Below are 17739 nucleotides of genomic sequence, written 5' to 3' on the forward strand. Positions count from 1 at the left end.
TATGGAAATCACCACCATTATCGGGATTGTTATCGCAATTGTGATTATGCTTTTTGGTATAAGAATGCTGTTCAAAAAACCTGTAGAGGCTGTACCTTCACTGGATGCCAACCTGCATATCGACCTGGATAGCCAGACGCCTATCATTCCAAGGCATGTACGTTCTCAGTTGGCACAACAGGATGTCGAATCTGATCGTATCGAGCCAAGCCTGAGTATAGATGAACCGGCTCCTGAAAAGCCTTCAGTATTTCACAAGGCCGAATCAACTCCAGTTGAGCCGACAGCGGTCGAAACTCTTGCAGTTGTCCCGTCAACAGAAGCTGAAGTAGAGGCAAAGTCGGTAGTCACGGCAGTAGATATTCCGCAAGTAAAAGCAGAGCAGGAGAATAGCCAGACTGAAACCAAGGAAGAAACGCCTGAATTCAGCCTGAACAGCAACATCGAAAAAGCAGAAATTTCTGAATTTAATGATGAAAGCAGTATTCTGGATGCACATCTGCATGAGCAAAAAATAGTGGATGAAGAAAGTGCTTTGTCCAATGCTGAAACCATTATTTCTTTGCATATCTATCCGCAAGGCCGTGTACTTTCGGGTGATAAAACCTTGAAGGTTTTATTGAAATATGGCCTGCGTTATGGTGAATTGGCCTGTTTCCACCGTTATAGTGAAGATGGTTCAAAACTGCTGTTTTCGGTATTGCAAATGACTGATACTGGGATGGAAGGCTTTGATCTGGAAACCCTGTCGACTCAGGAAGTAAAAGGTCTGGCATTCTTCCTGGCTTTACCGCATAGCGATGTACAAAATGCGTTTGATACCATGGACAGTATTTCACGTTTGATTGCACGTGAAGTCGATGGTCTGGTCTATGACCAGAACCAGCAGGAATTTACTCCACAATTACGTGAATTCTGGCGCCATCAGGCGATTGATTATCGTGCTGGACAAGGCACGGAAGTTTAAGGCTGCTTTGTTCAATCTCCAAGTTGAATCTGTAGACTGCAATTTTTATAATAGCCAAAAGCTGAATATTCTACAGGGCGGATTTTCCGCCCTTTTTTATGGTGAAATTATGACCCAAGATGCCACTGTCATTGCGCAAATGCGTCAACTGATTCAACTGCTTGCCAAGCATAACCATGCTTATTATGTGATGGATCAACCGAGCATTGAAGACAGTGAATATGATCAGCTCTTTCATCAGCTTAGAGCCCTAGAACAACAATATCCTGATCTGATCCAGTCCGATAGCCCGACCGATAAAGTCGGTGGACAGGTGCTTTCAAAATTTGTGACCGTAACACACGCCGTGCCGATGCTGTCATTGGGTAATGTCTTTAATCAGGAAGATCTGCTGGCTTTTGCCCGCCGTATTGAAGAACGTTTGCCAAATCAAAAAATTGAATATGATGTGGAACTGAAATTTGATGGTCTGGCCATTTCACTCTGGTATGAGCATGGCGTACTGACGCGTGGGGTGACACGCGGCGATGGGGAAACCGGTGAAGACATCACCCAGAATGTCAGAACCATTCGCAACCTGCCGAAACTTTTATCTCCGGTGAATGGCATCATTCCCGATTTGTTGGAAGTCCGCGGCGAAGTGTTGATGCCGAAATCCGGTTTTGAAAAATTGAATGCTGCCAATGCCGCCAAAGGTGAAAAGACCTTTGCTAATCCGCGTAATGCTGCGGCAGGAAGTTTGCGTCAGCTGGACCCGAATATTGCTGCCTCGCGGCCATTGGCTTTTTATGCTTATGGGATTGCTCAGTGCGTGCCGCATCATGGACAAACCACTATGTCCGCCAGTCTGGAATGGTTACATCAGTTCGGTTTTGCGGTTGGCGAGCGTCACTTTATCTGTGACAGTATTCAGGACGTGCAAAAGGTCTACGAACAGATCATTGATGAGCGTGCCAGTCTCAGTGTCGAAATCGATGGCATGGTGATTAAGGTCAATGATCTGAAACAGCAGCAACAGCTTGGTTTCCTGAGTCGCGAGCCACGCTGGGCTACTGCCTATAAATTTCCGGCCGTTGCTGCACTGACTACGGTAGAAAATATTAATTGGCAAGTGGGTCGTACTGGAACATTGACGCCGGTTGCGCGTTTAAATCCGGTCGCTGTCGGCGGAGTAACTGTTTCCAATGTAACCCTGCACAATATTGGTGAAATTCACCGTCTGGATGTACGCATTGGTGATACGGTCAGTGTTTATCGTAGTGGCGATGTAATTCCTAAGGTGGAAAAAGTCTGGCCGGAATTTCGCCCGGTTGATGCAGTCCAAGTGCATTTACCTGAACAATGTCCAGTCTGTGATTCACCCGTGGTCATGCCGGAAGGCGAAGCCTTGGCACGGTGTTCCGGTGGGCTGTATTGTGCCGCACAGCGTATTGAGGCCATTCGTCACTTTGTCTCACGTAAAGCCATGGATATTGAAGGCTTGGGTGACCGTTGGGCAGAATCGTTGCTGCATCTGAATCTTCTGAAAGATGTCTCAGATATTTACCATCTGCATGAACATCGTGAGACTTTGCTAGGTATTGAAAAGATGGGGGCCAAATCGGTTCAGAATCTTTTGGATGCCATTGAAAACAGTAAAAAGACCACACTGGCTGCTTTTATCTATGCACTCGGTATTCGTGGGGTGGGTGAAACTACGGCGCGGATGCTGGCCAATACTTTCCAGACGCTGGATGCCTTGCGTCAGGCCGATCTGGAGGCTTTAAAGAAAACTCCGGATGTAGGTGATATCACTGCGGAATGGATTCTGGATTTCTTTCAGGCACCGCATAATCTGGAAGTTCTGGATCGTTTACTGGCTGCCGGTATTCACTGGGATGCACCGATCGCACCGACTCGTCAGCCGTTAAACGGCGAAAGCTGGGTGGTCACCGGGACTTTAAGCAGTATGGGACGAGATGATGCAACCCAGTTATTGCAAGCCTTAGGTGCACGAGTCAGTGGCAGTGTATCCAGCAAAACCAAATGTGTGGTTGCGGGTGAAAAAGCTGGCTCAAAACTGGATAAAGCAGAAAAACTTGGTATTCCAGTGATCAATGAACAACAGTTTATTGGCTTGATGCAAGACTATGGTCAGCTTGAAGCCTAAATCTCTGCACATTTCATGAAAGAATAAGAGTTAAAAAAGCCACCTTCGGGTGGCTTTTTGCATAAAAAGATTAAGGAATATATTTTTTCACAACACCATCATCGAGTAGCTGCTGGAAATGTTCAACCAGACTTTCTTTCACCGGACGATACTCAATACCGAGCTCATTTTTACTTTTCTGGGCATTAAAGAAAATTGGATAACCCATATTTAGCTCTACAAATTTGCGGCTAAAACCTGCTACAGGTCCGAACATTTTGAAAGCTGCCTTCGGCAATTGATTGCGCGGGAACGGAAACTTATTGCCAAAATATGCCCGTAGAATTTGGCCCATTTCCAGCAGGCTCAAGCTTTCACTACAAATGATATAACGGCCATGCACTTCTGGATTAAACGCCGCACGGATATGCGCTTCAGCGACATCCTGAACATCGACGACGCCATTCCACATCGGCGGGACACCAAGCAAAGTCATGCCGTTGGCAAACTGTTGCAGGACTTCTACACTACCGGATTGGGTATTTGGCGTTAAGGATTGACCAAAAACCAGTGCCGGATTGATACAGACCAGATCCCAGCGATCCTGTGCTTCAGCCATTTCCCAGGCTTTGCGCTCTGCCATGACTTTGGAATAAGGATAAGGCTGATGTGTGGCCGAACTGGTGGTATTCCAATGTGATTCATCAAAACTGTTATTTTCAGTCTGTAGAATATCAATGGCATCGCCATAGGTGGATGCGATACTCGATGTGACGATCACGCGTTTCACTGATTCAGTCTGATTGACACTATTCAGTACATTTTCAGTGCCTAACACCGCAGGTTCAATAATATCTTTGACTGCATCTTTATAATTGGTGACCACAAAAGGCGAGGCCATATGAAAGACAATTTCACAACCTTGCATAGCATGATCAAAAGAGCCTGGGCTTAATAAATTGGCCTGAAATAACTTGAGAGTTCCCGGCGTGCTGTCGGCAATTTTTTCTAAATGGGCAAAGCTTTTACTTTTATTCAGGTCACGCACCGTGGCATGTACGGTATAGCCTTGCGTGAGTAATTTCTGGATGACCCAGCTGGCAATATAACCCGATGCACCGGTAACCAGAACAGGCGCTGTTGTTTGTGGATGTGTCATATCGGAACCGTTGTTGTTTTAAATTTGTGTGAATGATAAGCGAAATTTAAGCATGAAGTACGCCAATGCAGTGATGTTTATACAAAAAGAATGAATCTGTCTGGTCAAAATTAAGATTTACAAATTTTAACGCATGTGTTTATTCGCCAGTTTTAGGTTATTGCCAAGCGTAATGAAAGTGCAAAGTGTTGTTTTATAAATGGGATTTCATTAAGAACAAAGTGTAAATGCAAGTACTTCTCATTTTAATTATATAAAAATCAAATATTTAACCATGGTTAAGCTTTGCAAATTCAATTGCTTTTCGCCATAATAGCAAAATACAGGTAGGGAGTTATTCAAATGCGCGGAAATCCAGAAGTCGTAGATTATTTAAATATGTTGATCGGTGGCGAACTGGCTGCTCGTGACCAATACTTGATTCACTCTCGTATGTATGAAGATTGGGGATTGACCAAAATCTTTGAACGTATCGATCACGAAATGCAAGAAGAGTCCCAGCATGCGGATGCGATTATCCGTCGTGTTCTGTTCCTTGAAGGAACGCCAAACATGCAGCGCGATGACGTTGAGATTGGCGAGGATGTGGTGAGCTGCCTGAAAGCCGATCTAAAACTTGAATATCATGTGCGGGAAAAACTGGCGCAGGGCATCAAACTGTGCGAAGAGAAAGGTGACTATATCAGCCGTGATATGTTACGCCAGCAAATGTCGGATACCGAAGAAGACCATACTTACTGGTTAGAAAAACAATTGCGCTTAATCGAACTGATTGGTCTGCAAAATTATATTCAGTCACAGATGTAAAACCGGATGAATAAAAAACCCAGCACATGCTGGGTTTTTTATATCTTGAAAATACTTAGTTGTTATTACTCATAATGCCAATTTTTTTGACCTCCAGCCTTTGAGCTGCCGCCATGACCATAGCGATATGTTTATATTCAGTGGCACGATCCGCCTTGATTTTAATCTGATCCTGATCCGCTTTTTGCGCTACTGTCTTGAATAAGTTTTCCAGAGCTTGGGTATTTGCTACCGGCTGTTCATTCCAGAAAATCTTACCTTGTGCATCCAGACGTAATTCCACCAGCTCAGGCGGTTTTTCATCGGTTACAGGAGGCGTTCCATTCGGTAGATCGATATTAATCGAGTTATTCGGCAAAGGAATTGTGATAATAAACATAATCAGCAAGACCAGCATGACATCAATCAATGGGGTCATGTTGACATCTAACATCACATCATCGTCTTGATTTGAACCAACATTCATACCCATAAACTTAATCCTTCTTTGTGCTTAAGGTGTAGCGGGCGGAGTGGTGACAAAAGCAATTTTGCCAATACCGGCCTGTTGGGTGGTACTAATCACCTGATCAATTGCTTCATAAGGTGTTAACTGATCACCACGAATATGCACTTCAGGCTGCGGACGTTTCTGTGCTTCTGCCTGTAAACGGCTCAGTAAAACTGTTTTATCTGCAATATAAATTTCGTTCCAGAAAATATCGCCAGTTTTATTGACAGCCAGCTGAACATTTTCTGGCTTGGTTTCATACAGTACATTTCTTTCTTCGGGCAGATCGACAGGTACGGTATGAATGGCAACCGGTACAGTAATCAGGAAGATAATGAGCAGAACCAGCATAATATCAACCAAAGGGGTGGTATTAATGGTTCCAATTACCTCATCATCGCTGTCGTTTGAATTGACCATCATTCCCATGGCTGATGCCTCACTCTTACTTCACGTCACGATTAACAGGATTATTGGTTGTAATTTCACCGCTGAGTAATACTGCGTGTAAATCAGAACCAAAAGTACGGACTTCTTCCATGACCGCTTTATTACGGCGAGTCAACCAGTTGTAGCCAAGTACTGCAGGTACTGCTACGGCCAGACCGATAGCTGTCATAATCAGTGCTTCACCCACTGGACCTGCTACTTTATCAATCGAAGCCTGACCTGAAACACCAATGGCAGTCAGTGCATGGTAAATCCCCCAAACCGTACCGAAAAGTCCAACGAAAGGTGCGGTAGAACCGACTGTCGCAAGGAAGGCCAGGCCACCACTCAGATGGTTCTGGATTTTGTCGATTGCACGGGAAATCGAAATGGTGACCCAGGTATTGAAATCAATACGCTCAAGTAATGTGCCACCATGATTTTTGGTTGACTTGATACCTTTTTCCGCAATAAAACGGTAGACGCTGGCTTCATCCAGATTCTCGGTTGCATTATCTAGAGAAGATGATTCCCAGAATTGGTGTTCAGCTTCCTTGGCTTGCTTACGGATCTTACTTTGCTGTAAACATTTGCTGATCATGATGTACCAGGTACCGATCGACATGACCACCAGAATAAACAAAGTGATTTTAGAAACAATATCACCTTCTTTCCACATGGCTTCTAGGCCATAAGGATTGTATCCAGCTTTTTCATCGCTAGCTTCAGCAGGCAGTGGTGGCGGGGTCGGTGTAGCCGCTGTTGCAGGTGTTGTTACCACTGTTTCAGTGACAGCACTGGTATTGGGGGTAGCGGACTGTTCTGCAAAAACTGTTTGCAGAGGTAATAAAGTGCTCATGGCAATCAGACCAGCAGCAGTCATATTTTTTAAAGGTTTTAGTGATTTTTTCATCATGGATCTCCTGATTTTTTTCTTTATCTGTTGTATCTGTTAGTCAAGGACAAATTCATATGGAATGTCATACCAAGATTCTTGCGGTTCGCCATTTTTCATTGCCGGCTTGAAAGTACATAAGCTGAAGGCCTTGGATGCTGCACGATCCAGCGCACGACTACCGCTCGACTTTTTCACTTTGGCATCCTGGACCTTGCCGGTGGTATTTATATATACAGAGATCAAGACTTCACCTTGTTCTTCATTCATCAGTGCATCACGTGGATAGTCTGGGCGTTTACAACCTGCTTCACCTTGTGAAACACCACGAGTTACGCCAGCGGGTGGAGGAGCTGGGGCTGGAGCGGCTGCGACTACTGGAGCCGGTGCTGCTACCGGACTTGGTGAAGGACTCGCTGCAACGGGAGTAGGTACTGCAACAGTTGTCGGTTGGGTTGGTGTTGGAAGTGTTTTCTGTACAGGAACGACTTTTTCAACCGGTTTCACCTCAGGCACTTGTGCTACTTTTTCCACGATTTTTGGTGGTTCAGGTGGTGTTTCTTTTGGTGGCTCAGGTTCAGGCGGCTTAATATCTTGAATAATCATTAGCTCAACTGGCTGTTCCGTTGGTTTAATAATGTCTTTTGCCATACCAGCCATGAGTACCAGGCCAACCAGGATATGCAAAAAAACAACGACCCCAATACCAGTCAGTTTTTTGGCGGAGTTTTTTTCTAAGTCTTCAAACTTTGTGCCCATCATGACTCCTAGAATTTAAGACAAACAGGAAATAGTGCACTGATGAGAAAATTTTTTTAGTTACAGGCAGCATTATTTTTTGTTTGGCTAAAATTAAACGGGGAAAACCGCAAACACCGCTTGGCAGCAGTGTTTGCGAAGTAATTAATTAAAAGAATTTATAAGTACCACGTAGGAAGTAGGTACGGCCCATTGGATCACCGTGACGAGGGTCATAGCCATATTGAGCATTGTTGGTTGCATCAGAAGCAGGTGGTTCTGCATCAAACATGTTGCGAATACCTGCAGTTAGCTCTAAATTCTTGAATCCGCTATAGGTGCCTGCAAAGTTATAAAGCGTATAGGCACTTACATCACGTTCTTGAGAAAAGTCTTCATAACCACGGATATATTGTTGTTCTAGTCTCATTTTCCAGTCTTCATAAGACCAGTTGATATTGGCAATATGTCTCCAGCGGACGACTGCAGGATCATCATAGATGCCGACGAGCCCTTCCCATTCACCGTTTGGTTCTTCTTGCTCATCCATTTTGATGACATAGGTACCATCAATCCCAAAACCAAAACGGCCTGTTGCTGTCATTGGGCTTAAGTAGTTCAGGCTGAGGTCAATCCCTTCAGTTTTTAATCCACCCATATTTTGTAGAGTTGTATTTAAATACTGGATACGACCATCTGGAGCGTAAACGATCAGATTGCCATAGCGATCAAGGTCATTAAAAATGTCATTAGGAGTAACTGAGCTGACTAAACCTTCAATGTCAATATTGTAGTAATCAGCGGTGAATACCAGATTCTTGATTGGTTCATATACGAATCCGGCTGTAAAAGAGGTTGATTCTTCTGGCTGTAAGTCTGGGTTACCACCTTGTTTACGCTTGAACTGCATACCACATTGGTCTGCAAATTGGGTGCTGGTCGGTTGACCGTTAGCATCACAAAAACGTGGGTTATTGAAGTTAGTGCTAGTATTGGTTTCACTTTGTAAAGAGTTGATTTCCCACATACTTGGGGCACGGAATCCAGTACTATAAGAACTACGGAACATTAACTCTTTAACCGGTTCCCAACGTAGGGATACTTTTGGATTGAAAGTATCACCAAAGTCACTATAGTCATCATAACGTGCCGCAAGTTGAGCTTCTAGAGTCGGCAAGATCGGTACATGTAATTCAGTAAACACCGCAGTAATATCACGGTCACCTGAACTTGACGGTTTATTTGGATCAATACCAGAACCTGGAACCTGGCGAACAAGATCGGCATTCACCTTGGCTTCCCAGTCCTGAGTGGTGTAGCTACCACCCAAGGCAAATCCAACTTCACCTGCAGGTAGTTCATAGATTGGACGGCTGACGGTGAAATCTATAGTGGTAGAATCCAGACTTGCCATATTTGTTGGGCCTGCCACATCAAAAGTAGACCATTTCCCAGCATCTGCAGCGGCCTGAGGACCAAATGGGTTTAAGGTGCCATCATTAAGTGCGGCTTGAACCAAACTTTGATTCAGGTAACCACTGACGAAATTATCAGTTGCTTCACTTTTGGCATAAGTAACGCCACCATTTACATCCCAACCGTAGACTTCACCTTCAATCCCTGCAAAAAAGCGGTTTGATTCATTTTCTGATTGAGAAACACGGTTACCTGATTGTGAACGTAAATAAAGTGCTGCTCTTGGATCTACCAGACCAGTGATGTCTGGTGTAATGCCGTTGCCTGGATAATATTTGCTGGTATTTGGAATAGAAAGACTACCTCCCCATACATCAGGTGCTATCGAGGTTTTTACTTTACTTTCAGTATAAATATATTCAGCAATCGCATTTAATGAATCGGTTAATTTGAAGGTACCTTTACCTAGAGCTGAAAAAGTTTCTTCTTCTGGAGTAATACCAATGAGTGCTTGAGTGTTTAACAGGCAACGTGTACCAGATACAAACATATTTGGTGCATTATTACAGTTTTGATTGATATAAGGGTTAACTACACCTACACCTGAATCTAAAAGGTTGGCAGGGAAGCCGGCACTTGAACCGATCGCCATGTTCAACTCTGGAATTAAACCACCACGACGGCTGACTTTACGATCTTTGGCCATGATCATGTCAGAAGTACGATAATCTACTACACCGTAAACGTTGAAACCTTGTTCATCCAGATCACCATAACCACCGAAAATAGAGACATCATATTTGTCGCCATTCTTTTCTTCAGGTGCTTGCAGTCCACCAGAAATACCGAAACCTTGGTATTCCTTTTTGATAATAAAGTTAATTACGCCGGCAATTGCATCTGCACCATATACTGCAGAAGCACCATCACGCAGAATCTCGATTCGCTCAACCATCGCGAGCGGAATAATATTCAGGTTAACTTCAGAAGTACTAAATGGGCTGTTAGCCAAACGACGCCCATTTAATAAAACTAAGGTCTTATCAGTACCAATCCCACGCAGGTTGGCAGAAGAACCTGAAGTATTACTTTTACCAATATTTTGAGAAACAGCAAAACCAGCTTGGTTAGCACTTACTTTATTAATGGCTTCTTCAACCGTGGTGACCCCCTGATTCACCAGATCTTCGACTTTAAGCACAGTAATAGGAGATGCACTTTGTGCAGCTACTCCTTTAATAGATGAACCTGTCACTGTCACTTTTTGAACCTTGGTAGGTTGAGCGGCAGAGTTTTCTGGTTCATCGGCTGCATGTGCCAAAGACAAGCACATCATACTTAAGGTAAGCGTACTTAACTTGAGTATTGTCTTGCCAACGGTTGGAGCCCCCATAGATCCGACCAATTTGTTTTTTTTCATCGTAATTTTCACCCTTTTGTTATGTGAAGTAGTGCTGGGAGGACTTAAGCAAAGCGAATGCCAACTTATAAATTATTAATTTTAAAAAATATTAAGTGATTGAAAAAATTATATTTAATTTGATTTTTTTGGAGGAGTACTAAGTTCTGATGAAGAAATATTAAGAGAGGAGGGTTTAAAATCTGAAGAAAGTCTCTATACGAAACCATGAGAAAGTAAAAAATAAATATTTAATGAATAAGAAAGGAATCTAAAACTGAAAGAGAAATTGAATAAAGTTTAATCATGGTGCATAATTTTTACATAAAATATATAATATTTTTTTAAAATAAATTATTTATAATACAAGTACTTGTGTTTATTTATTGTTTACCTAAAGGTATACAATAGTGCAATAAGATGAAACAGGGTTGAGTTATTTTTGTGCGAAATGAACTTCAGTAAGAATTTTGAGGATAAAAATTTAATTAATGATTCATGGAAAATATTATGTTATTCATAATGTTTTAAATAATTAATAAAAATAAACTTTTTTCAGTTAAAAACAGGAAGAAATCCCTATTTTTTGCAAGGATGGCATGAAATTCGCTTTGTTCAGTTTATTCCATCTGTCCAGCTTTGACCCATCCATTGAAGCAAATATGGGATGATGTATTTAAAACTTCCTATAGCAATAAAACTTCAAGATAAAGAATAGGTAAAAATTTGAAATCAGCACTTTTTAGCATGACGATTTTGGCCTTGGCTATGAGCTCGGGGCAAACTGCCTGGGCAAAATCATCTGCACATCCGGATAAAGTTTTAAACCTGGCTTTCGAAGCACCTGATGACGGTTTTGATATGGTCAAAACCTATAATTTTTATAGTGGTAGCGTGGCTGAGGCCATTTTCGAGTCTTTGTTGCGTTATGACTATCTGGCCCGGCCTGCAATTTTGGCCCCAAATACCGCCGAGTCTTTACCCGTCGTTGAACAGGATGGCAAAGTTTATACCTTTAAAATCAAGCCAGGAATTTATTTCAGTCCGGATCCAGCCTTTCAGGGCAAGAAGCGTGAACTGGTTGCCCGGGATTATATTTATTCCATGCAAAGGGTGATGGATCCGAAAAACCATTCGCCTTCTTTTTCTTTTATCGAAGGCAAAATTCTTGGCGCAGATCAAATTATCCAGCAGGCCAAAAAAACGGGCAAATTTAACTATGATGCTCCGATTGCCGGTTTAAAAGCCCTAGATAAATATACCTTACAAATTACCCTGACCCGTTCAGACCTGAACTTTCCTTACATTCTGGCCTATGTCGCTTTTGCTGGCACTGCACGCGAAGTCATCGAACATTATGGCGATCGGGTAGGTCAGCACCCAGTCGGAACAGGGGCATACCAATTACACAAATATGTGCCGCGTAGCCGCATTGAGTTAACCGCTAATCCAAATTATCGCGGTTTTGTCTGGAACTTTAAGGGGGATGGTTCAGAGTGGGATCAACGGATTGTTAAAGCCATGCAAGGCAAGCAGATGCCGCAAATCGGCAAGGTCAAGATCAGTATCATTGAAGAAGAACAATCACGTTGGCTGGCTTTAAAATCTGGACAATTAGACTATGACAAACTGACTGCAAGTGGCGCTGAACAGGCACTGGAAAATAAGCAGCTGAAAAGTGAATACAAGAAAAAAGGCATCCTGCATTATCCGAATAAAGAACCGGAAATCACCTATACCATCATGAATATGCGTGATCCGGTGATTGGTGGAGACTCACTGGAAAAAATTGCACTACGCCGTGCCATTGCCTTGTCCTATAACCAGAAAGAGGCCATCCAGCAGCTATATAAGGGGCATGCTGTTAAAGCTGAAATGATTCTTCCTGAAGGCGTGGGCGGATATAACCCGAATTATAGAAGCAGTATTGCCTATAACCCATTACTCGCCAATAAACTGCTCGATCGTTTTGGCTACAAGAAAGGCGCCGATGGTTATCGTACCTTGCCTGATGGCAAACCATTGGTTCTGAAAATGAACTCGACCAGCTCAAGTTCTTCCGTCATTTCTGCGGAACTATGGAAAAAGAACCTGGATGCAATCGGAGTAAAAGTTGAATTTAAAGTCAGTAACTTTGCCGACAATTTAAAAGAAGCCACCCAGTGCAAACATATGATGTGGGGTGGCGCCTGGATTGCAGATTATCCGGAAGGGGAAAACTTTGCCCAATTGCTGTATGGCCCAAATGCCCAGCAAGGTAACCTGAGCTGCTATACCTCTAAAGCCTATGACGCGCTGTATCAAACTGCGATGAAACTGCCGCCTCAGCAACGTACTCCATATTATGAGCAGATGAACCGCCAGATGGAGGCCGATAATCCATGGATTTTGCACAATACCCGGGTACGCAACTGGCTGATTCACCCACAGGTACAGGGCTTTAAGGCACATCCGGTGACCAGGGCAGTTTGGCAATATCTGGATATTGAACCTGTTAAAAAATAACTTGAGAAGATTAAGAACCAGTATGAATGTGAATACAAACACTTTAAAAAAGCTGGCCAGTGGGGTTTTAATGGCCAGTTTAATGATGGCAGGTGCTGCACCCACATGGGCTGCCAATCCTGCCAATCCGAATAAAGTCTTAAAAACGGTCTTTCCTGCGGCTGAAACCGGTTTCGATCCCGGTTATATCCATGACCGTTATTCGGCCAAGATTAACTCGGCAATTTTCGAAACCTTATATACCTATGATTATCTGGCCTCACCAGCGAAACTGGTGCCATTGACTGCGGTAGATATGCCTCAAGTCAGTGCAGACGGTTTGACTTATACCATTAAAGTTAAAAAGGGCATTTACTTTGCAGATGATCCGGTCTTTGGCGGTAAAAAACGTGAACTGACCGCCTATGACTATGCCTATTCTCTAAAGCGTCTCTTAGATCCAAAACTTAATTCACCAAATAGCTGGTTGCTGGATGGTCGGATCAAAGGGCTGGAAGCATGGACAGCCATGGCGAAAAAAAATGGCAAAGTCTATGAAAATCTATTTGAAGGTATTCAGACTCCAGATCGCTATACCTTGGTACTCAAGCTGAATAATCCGGATCAGAACTTTCCGATGTTGCTGGCACATGGACCTGCCGCTGCAGTAGCTCGTGAAGTGATTGAAAAATATAAAGACAAGGCGGGTTGGGTCATGAATAGGCCAGTGGGAACTGGCCCTTATGTGCTCAGCCGTTGGACACCAGGCTCACGGATTATCTTAAAACCAAATCCAGCTTATCGTGGTTTTGTCTGGGACTTTAAAGCCAGTGGTGCAGAAGATCAGGCCATTGTAAAAGCCATGCAGGGCAAAAAAATGCCTCAAATCGGCACTATTGATGTGCGTGTTATTGAAGAAGCGCAATCCCGGATGCTGGCATTTAAGAAAAATGAACTGGACCTGCTCGAAATTGAGGGCGATATCGTCGTACAGGCCCTCGATGGTGACAAATTAAAGCCTGAGCTGGCTCAGCAGGGAGTGAAGCTGTCACGTATTTTAGAGCCCTCCATTAGCTACCATTACTGGAATATGCAAAACCCGGTCGTGGGTGGTTTCACGCCAGAAAAAATTGCCTTACGTCGTGCCATGGCGATGGCATTTTCTGTAGAAAACATGATCAATGTATTACTTAAGGGAGATGGAGCAAAACTGCACATGCCTATCCCCCCAGGAGTAGCAGGCTATTCACCGTCCTATAAAAGCAGTATTCCCTATTCAGTCAAAGCAGCCAACATGTTGCTCGACCGCTATAACTACAAGATCGGTGCAGATGGCTGGCGGAAAACGCCTGAAGGTAAACCTCTGGTGATTGAACTGATTACTGGGAATACCAGTCGGGGCCAGCAGCAGGGTGAATTCTGGAAAAAGACCCTGGACAGTATCCATATTCAGCTGACCAGTAAGGCCATGCCATTCGCTGAAGGCATCAAGCTGGAAAAGCAATGTAAAACCATGTTTAAGAGTTCTGCATGGATTGCCGATTATCCGGATGCTGACAACTTTATGCAGTTGTTCTATGGCAAGAATATCAATGTCACCAACAATGCCTGTTTCAAGCATCCTGAATTCGACCGTCTATACGAACAAACCCAGAGCATGCCGCCTGGACCGGAGCGTGATCTGCTCTACCGCAAAATGACCAGGATTCTGGAAGTCAACATGCCGACCCTGATGCTCTATAGCACCTACCGTAACGCTTTGACCCAACCCCAAATTATTGGACATAAGTCCCATCCGATTCTGTCTTCAGAATGGATGTATATCGATATTAATACGAAAAAGTAAGAAAAAATCTGGAGATGAATATGAAATCAAAATCTTTAAAATTAAGTACCTTATGTTTAATGATAATGGGGGGATATCAAGGTGTAGCGGCAGATACCCAAGTACAGCTGCTGCCATTATTCAAGGCTGCAGAAATTCCGTCTTTATGTGATGCCAGTCTGGCTTCCATGCAAAAAGATATCCAGATATTTGAAAATAAGAAAATTAAAGATAAAGCCAAGGCGGGGCCCTATCTGGCTGAATGGGATGAATTACATGCCAAAGCCCGGGATTTCGGTGCAGCAGTAGGACTCTATAGCAATGTCGATCCGGATCCTGCATTGCGTCAGGCAGCCGATGACTGTGAACTTAAAATCAGCAAATACCAGACCACCCTGTATCAGAATCCTAAACTGTATGAACAGTTCAAAAAACTGAAAGCCAGTGATCCGATTGATCAGAAATTTTTAGAAGATATTCTGGAGCAGTTTGAGAACACCGGGGTGCAACTCAGTGCAGAAAAACAGAAACGACTGAAAGAAATTATTGAAGAAAGTACCAAACTGGGGCAGGACTTTTCTAAAAATGTGCGGGATAACCCTGAAAAAGTTGAATTTACTCCAGCTGAAATGAAAGGCCTGCCAGAAAGTTACATCGCAAATTTAAAGAAAAATGAAAAGGGCAATTATCTGCTGGGCTTTGATTATCCGGAATACCAGCCTTTTATGGAGCTGGCAGAAAGTGATGAAGCACGCAAACGTTACCAGACCGCTTACACGCGTCGCGGGACCGAACAAAACCTGCAATTCATGAAAAAAGCCATTGATCTGCGTTATGAAATGGCACAACTTTTTGACAAGGAAAGCTATGCCCATTCTGCGCTTGAATTCCGCATGGCCAAAACTCCGGAAGCAGTGAACGGTTTTCTAGATGAGGTTTATGCCAAAGTCGCACCTCTAGAAAAGCAGGATGTAGAACAATTACGCCAGTTTAAGGCTGAGACTTTAAAAGTTCCAGTAGAGAAAGCAGAAATTTCCCGCTGGAATCAGGGTTACTGGAGTGAAAAACTGCGTCAGGCCAAATACAAGGTCGACCAGGAAAAATTGCGGGACTATTTCCCGACAGAAGCATCGCAAAAATGGTTATTCGCTATTTCTTCGGAACTCTATGGCATTGAGTTCAAGCCGGTAAAAGTCAAGGCCTGGCATGATGAAGTGGAATATTATGCGGTACATGACAAGGCTACGGGCGAATTCCTGGGCGGATTATATGTCGATAAATACCCGCGTGAAGGCAAATATGGGCATGCAGCTGTCTGGGGAGCTTATGGTGGCAGTACCCTGAATCAGCGTCGTCCAGTATCGGTATTGGTGACCAATTTTAACCGTAAGGGCTTGAATAGCAACGAACTGGAAACCTTTGTGCATGAAATGGGTCATGCCTTGCACGGGATTCTATCGAAAACCCGCTATACAGAACAGTCTGGTACCTCGGTAGAGCGTGACTTTGTTGAAGCGCCGTCACAGATGTATGAAGAGTGGGCACGCCGTCTGGAAACCTTGTCAAAAGTAGCGGATTACTGTGAGCCGGCATGTCCTCGCGTGGATGCTGCCATGACCGAGCGCTTAAAGAATGTGAAGAATTACGGCCGAGGCCTGCATTATGCCCGTCAGGCTTTATATGCCCAATATGATATGGCCTTGCATGGTAAAGATGCAAAAAACATTGAGCCTTTAAAACTCTGGCAGGATATGGAAGGTAAAACTGCCTTGGGTTATGTCAGCGGTCAGCAGTTCCCGGGACAGTTCGGGCATCTAATGGGCGGCTATCAGGCAGGTTACTACAGCTATATGTGGTCTGAGGTCATTGCCCTGGATATGCTTTCATCCTTTGGTGATCAGCTGATGGACAAGAAAGTCGGTGCGCATTATCGCAATACGGTCCTGGCTCAAGGTGGTCAAAAGCATGGCGAGCAAATGGTGAAAGACTTCTTGGGTCGTGATCCGGACAGCAAAGCTTTCTTTAATGAAATCTCTGGAAAAAATTAAGGAAGACAAGCGATGCTGGCATATATTATTCGACGGCTTTGGCAAATGATCCCGACCATGCTCGGGGTGATTTTGCTGATATTCCTGCTGTTTAACTGGGTAGGCGGAGACCCTGCCTATATTCTGGCCGGTAAAATGGCCAATGCGGAACAGATTGAAAACATCCGTCAGCAACTGGGTGTGGATCAACCGTATTACGTACAACTCTGGATCTTTATCAAGCAGATTTTAACCTTTGATTATGGGGTGAGCTGGAGCACCGGGGAGTCGGTGGCACAGATTATCACTACCCGTTTGGGGCCCTCACTGACCATTTTGATTCCACTGACCATTCTGCAAACTATTATTTCTATCATTTTGGCTTTGGGGGTGGCTTCGGTTCGTGGTTCTTTGACTGATCGCATGATCATGATGCTGTGTACGATCGGTATGTCGATCAGTATTCTGGTATACATCATCGTGTTCCAGTATTTCCTGGCTTATGAATTGAGCTGGTTTCCGGTACAGGGCTGGAGCGATAATTTTGCCGATAATCTTTTTAAATATGCCTTGTTACCTGTGCTGATTATGTTGGTGGTAAGTATCGCACCAACACTACGCCTGTATCGTAGTTTTGTACTGGATGAAGTCAATCAGGACTATGTACGTACTGCGCGTGCCAAAGGCCTGGGTGAAAACCGTATCATGGGCGTGCATGTCTTGCGCAATGCTTCGATTCCGATTATTACCGATGTGATGGCAGGACTTCCGGCACTGCTGATCGGTGCTTTCCTGATCGAACGTTTTTTTGGTATTCCGGGAATTGGCCGTGAAGTTATTATTGCGGTAGAACGTTCCGATTTTCCTGTGATTAAAGCCATTACGGTCTATGTCGCTGCTGCGACCATGATATTCAACCTGATCGCCGATCTGATCTATAAATGGGTCGATCCGCGTGTACAGTTGAAGTAGGTG

Annotated in this window: 13 protein-coding genes; 7 read left to right on the top strand and 6 right to left on the bottom strand. The window is 43.9% G+C overall.

What is annotated here, in order from left to right:
- Position 1: 1 nt before the first annotated feature.
- On the top strand, positions 2-967 hold the full coding sequence (locus tag NI455_RS09105; protein ID WP_253113733.1) for a cell division protein ZipA C-terminal FtsZ-binding domain-containing protein: 966 nt from the start codon (positions 2-4) through the stop codon (positions 965-967).
- Between the two features lie 109 nt (positions 968-1076).
- On the top strand, positions 1077-3116 hold the full coding sequence (gene ligA, locus NI455_RS09110) for an NAD-dependent DNA ligase LigA (RefSeq protein ID WP_253113737.1): 2040 nt from the start codon (positions 1077-1079) through the stop codon (positions 3114-3116).
- Between the two features lie 70 nt (positions 3117-3186).
- On the opposite strand, the gene NI455_RS09115 is transcribed toward ligA, so the two are convergent.
- Complete coding sequence (locus NI455_RS09115) at positions 3187-4254, bottom strand: SDR family oxidoreductase (protein ID WP_253113741.1); 1068 nt, start codon at positions 4252-4254, stop codon at positions 3187-3189.
- Positions 4255-4596: 342 nt separating this feature from the next.
- Between NI455_RS09115 and ftn the strand changes: the two genes are divergently transcribed.
- Positions 4597-5061 carry a heteropolymeric bacterioferritin subunit Ftn gene (gene ftn, locus NI455_RS09120; RefSeq protein ID WP_004279207.1) on the top strand — a complete coding sequence of 155 codons (465 nt, stop codon included), beginning with the start codon at positions 4597-4599 and terminating at the stop codon, positions 5059-5061.
- A gap of 55 nt (positions 5062-5116) precedes the next feature.
- On the opposite strand, the gene NI455_RS09125 is transcribed toward ftn, so the two are convergent.
- From NI455_RS09125 to NI455_RS09145, 5 genes are all read right to left on the bottom strand, one after another.
- Entirely contained in the window at positions 5117-5533 is a 417-nt protein-coding gene (locus NI455_RS09125; RefSeq protein WP_004279208.1) for an ExbD/TolR family protein, read from the bottom strand.
- Between the two features lie 21 nt (positions 5534-5554).
- Entirely contained in the window at positions 5555-5980 is a 426-nt protein-coding gene (locus NI455_RS09130) for an ExbD/TolR family protein (protein WP_005247138.1), read from the bottom strand.
- 16 nt (positions 5981-5996) lie between these two features.
- Positions 5997-6896 (bottom strand): MotA/TolQ/ExbB proton channel family protein, encoded by a 900-nt coding sequence (locus NI455_RS09135; protein ID WP_253113744.1) that lies wholly within the window; start codon positions 6894-6896, stop codon positions 5997-5999.
- 36 nt (positions 6897-6932) lie between these two features.
- The gene (locus NI455_RS09140) at positions 6933-7634 is read right to left on the bottom strand and encodes an energy transducer TonB (RefSeq protein WP_253113748.1); all 702 of its coding nucleotides are present in this window, start codon (positions 7632-7634) and stop codon (positions 6933-6935) included.
- Positions 7635-7782: 148 nt separating this feature from the next.
- Positions 7783-10449 carry a TonB-dependent receptor gene (locus tag NI455_RS09145; RefSeq protein WP_253113751.1) on the bottom strand — a complete coding sequence of 889 codons (2667 nt, stop codon included), beginning with the start codon at positions 10447-10449 and terminating at the stop codon, positions 7783-7785.
- A gap of 726 nt (positions 10450-11175) precedes the next feature.
- Between NI455_RS09145 and NI455_RS09150 the strand changes: the two genes are divergently transcribed.
- Genes NI455_RS09150 through NI455_RS09165 form a run of 4 tightly spaced genes read left to right on the top strand, consistent with a single transcriptional unit; the run spans position 11176 to position 17736 of the window.
- Positions 11176-12933 (top strand): ABC transporter substrate-binding protein, encoded by a 1758-nt coding sequence (locus NI455_RS09150; protein ID WP_253113798.1) that lies wholly within the window; start codon positions 11176-11178, stop codon positions 12931-12933.
- 22 nt (positions 12934-12955) lie between these two features.
- Entirely contained in the window at positions 12956-14758 is a 1803-nt protein-coding gene (locus tag NI455_RS09155; protein WP_253113754.1) for an ABC transporter substrate-binding protein, read from the top strand.
- A 20-nt stretch (positions 14759-14778) separates the two neighbouring features.
- Entirely contained in the window at positions 14779-16785 is a 2007-nt protein-coding gene (locus NI455_RS09160; protein ID WP_253113756.1) for a M3 family metallopeptidase, read from the top strand.
- 12 nt (positions 16786-16797) lie between these two features.
- Positions 16798-17736 carry an ABC transporter permease gene (locus NI455_RS09165; protein WP_004279216.1) on the top strand — a complete coding sequence of 313 codons (939 nt, stop codon included), beginning with the start codon at positions 16798-16800 and terminating at the stop codon, positions 17734-17736.
- Positions 17737-17739 lie beyond the last annotated feature (3 nt).

This window comes from Acinetobacter lwoffii (genome assembly GCF_024129435.1).
GTDB lineage: Bacteria > Pseudomonadota > Gammaproteobacteria > Pseudomonadales > Moraxellaceae > Acinetobacter > Acinetobacter lwoffii_F.

What these genes read in the sequence shown, in the direction of transcription:
- NI455_RS09105 (WP_253113733.1), top strand. Translation starts at nt 2, where the DNA reads ATGGAAATCACCACCATTATCGGGATTGTTATCGCAATTGTGATTATG.
- ligA (WP_253113737.1), top strand. Translation starts at nt 1,077, where the DNA reads ATGACCCAAGATGCCACTGTCATTGCGCAAATGCGTCAACTGATTCAA.
- NI455_RS09115 (WP_253113741.1), bottom strand. Translation starts at nt 4,254, where the DNA reads ATGACACATCCACAAACAACAGCGCCTGTTCTGGTTACCGGTGCATCG.
- ftn (WP_004279207.1), top strand. Translation starts at nt 4,597, where the DNA reads ATGCGCGGAAATCCAGAAGTCGTAGATTATTTAAATATGTTGATCGGT.
- NI455_RS09125 (WP_004279208.1), bottom strand. Translation starts at nt 5,533, where the DNA reads ATGGGTATGAATGTTGGTTCAAATCAAGACGATGATGTGATGTTAGAT.
- NI455_RS09130 (WP_005247138.1), bottom strand. Translation starts at nt 5,980, where the DNA reads ATGGGAATGATGGTCAATTCAAACGACAGCGATGATGAGGTAATTGGA.
- NI455_RS09135 (WP_253113744.1), bottom strand. Translation starts at nt 6,896, where the DNA reads ATGATGAAAAAATCACTAAAACCTTTAAAAAATATGACTGCTGCTGGT.
- NI455_RS09140 (WP_253113748.1), bottom strand. Translation starts at nt 7,634, where the DNA reads ATGGGCACAAAGTTTGAAGACTTAGAAAAAAACTCCGCCAAAAAACTG.
- NI455_RS09145 (WP_253113751.1), bottom strand. Translation starts at nt 10,449, where the DNA reads ATGAAAAAAAACAAATTGGTCGGATCTATGGGGGCTCCAACCGTTGGC.
- NI455_RS09150 (WP_253113798.1), top strand. Translation starts at nt 11,176, where the DNA reads ATGACGATTTTGGCCTTGGCTATGAGCTCGGGGCAAACTGCCTGGGCA.
- NI455_RS09155 (WP_253113754.1), top strand. Translation starts at nt 12,956, where the DNA reads ATGAATGTGAATACAAACACTTTAAAAAAGCTGGCCAGTGGGGTTTTA.
- NI455_RS09160 (WP_253113756.1), top strand. Translation starts at nt 14,779, where the DNA reads ATGAAATCAAAATCTTTAAAATTAAGTACCTTATGTTTAATGATAATG.
- NI455_RS09165 (WP_004279216.1), top strand. Translation starts at nt 16,798, where the DNA reads ATGCTGGCATATATTATTCGACGGCTTTGGCAAATGATCCCGACCATG.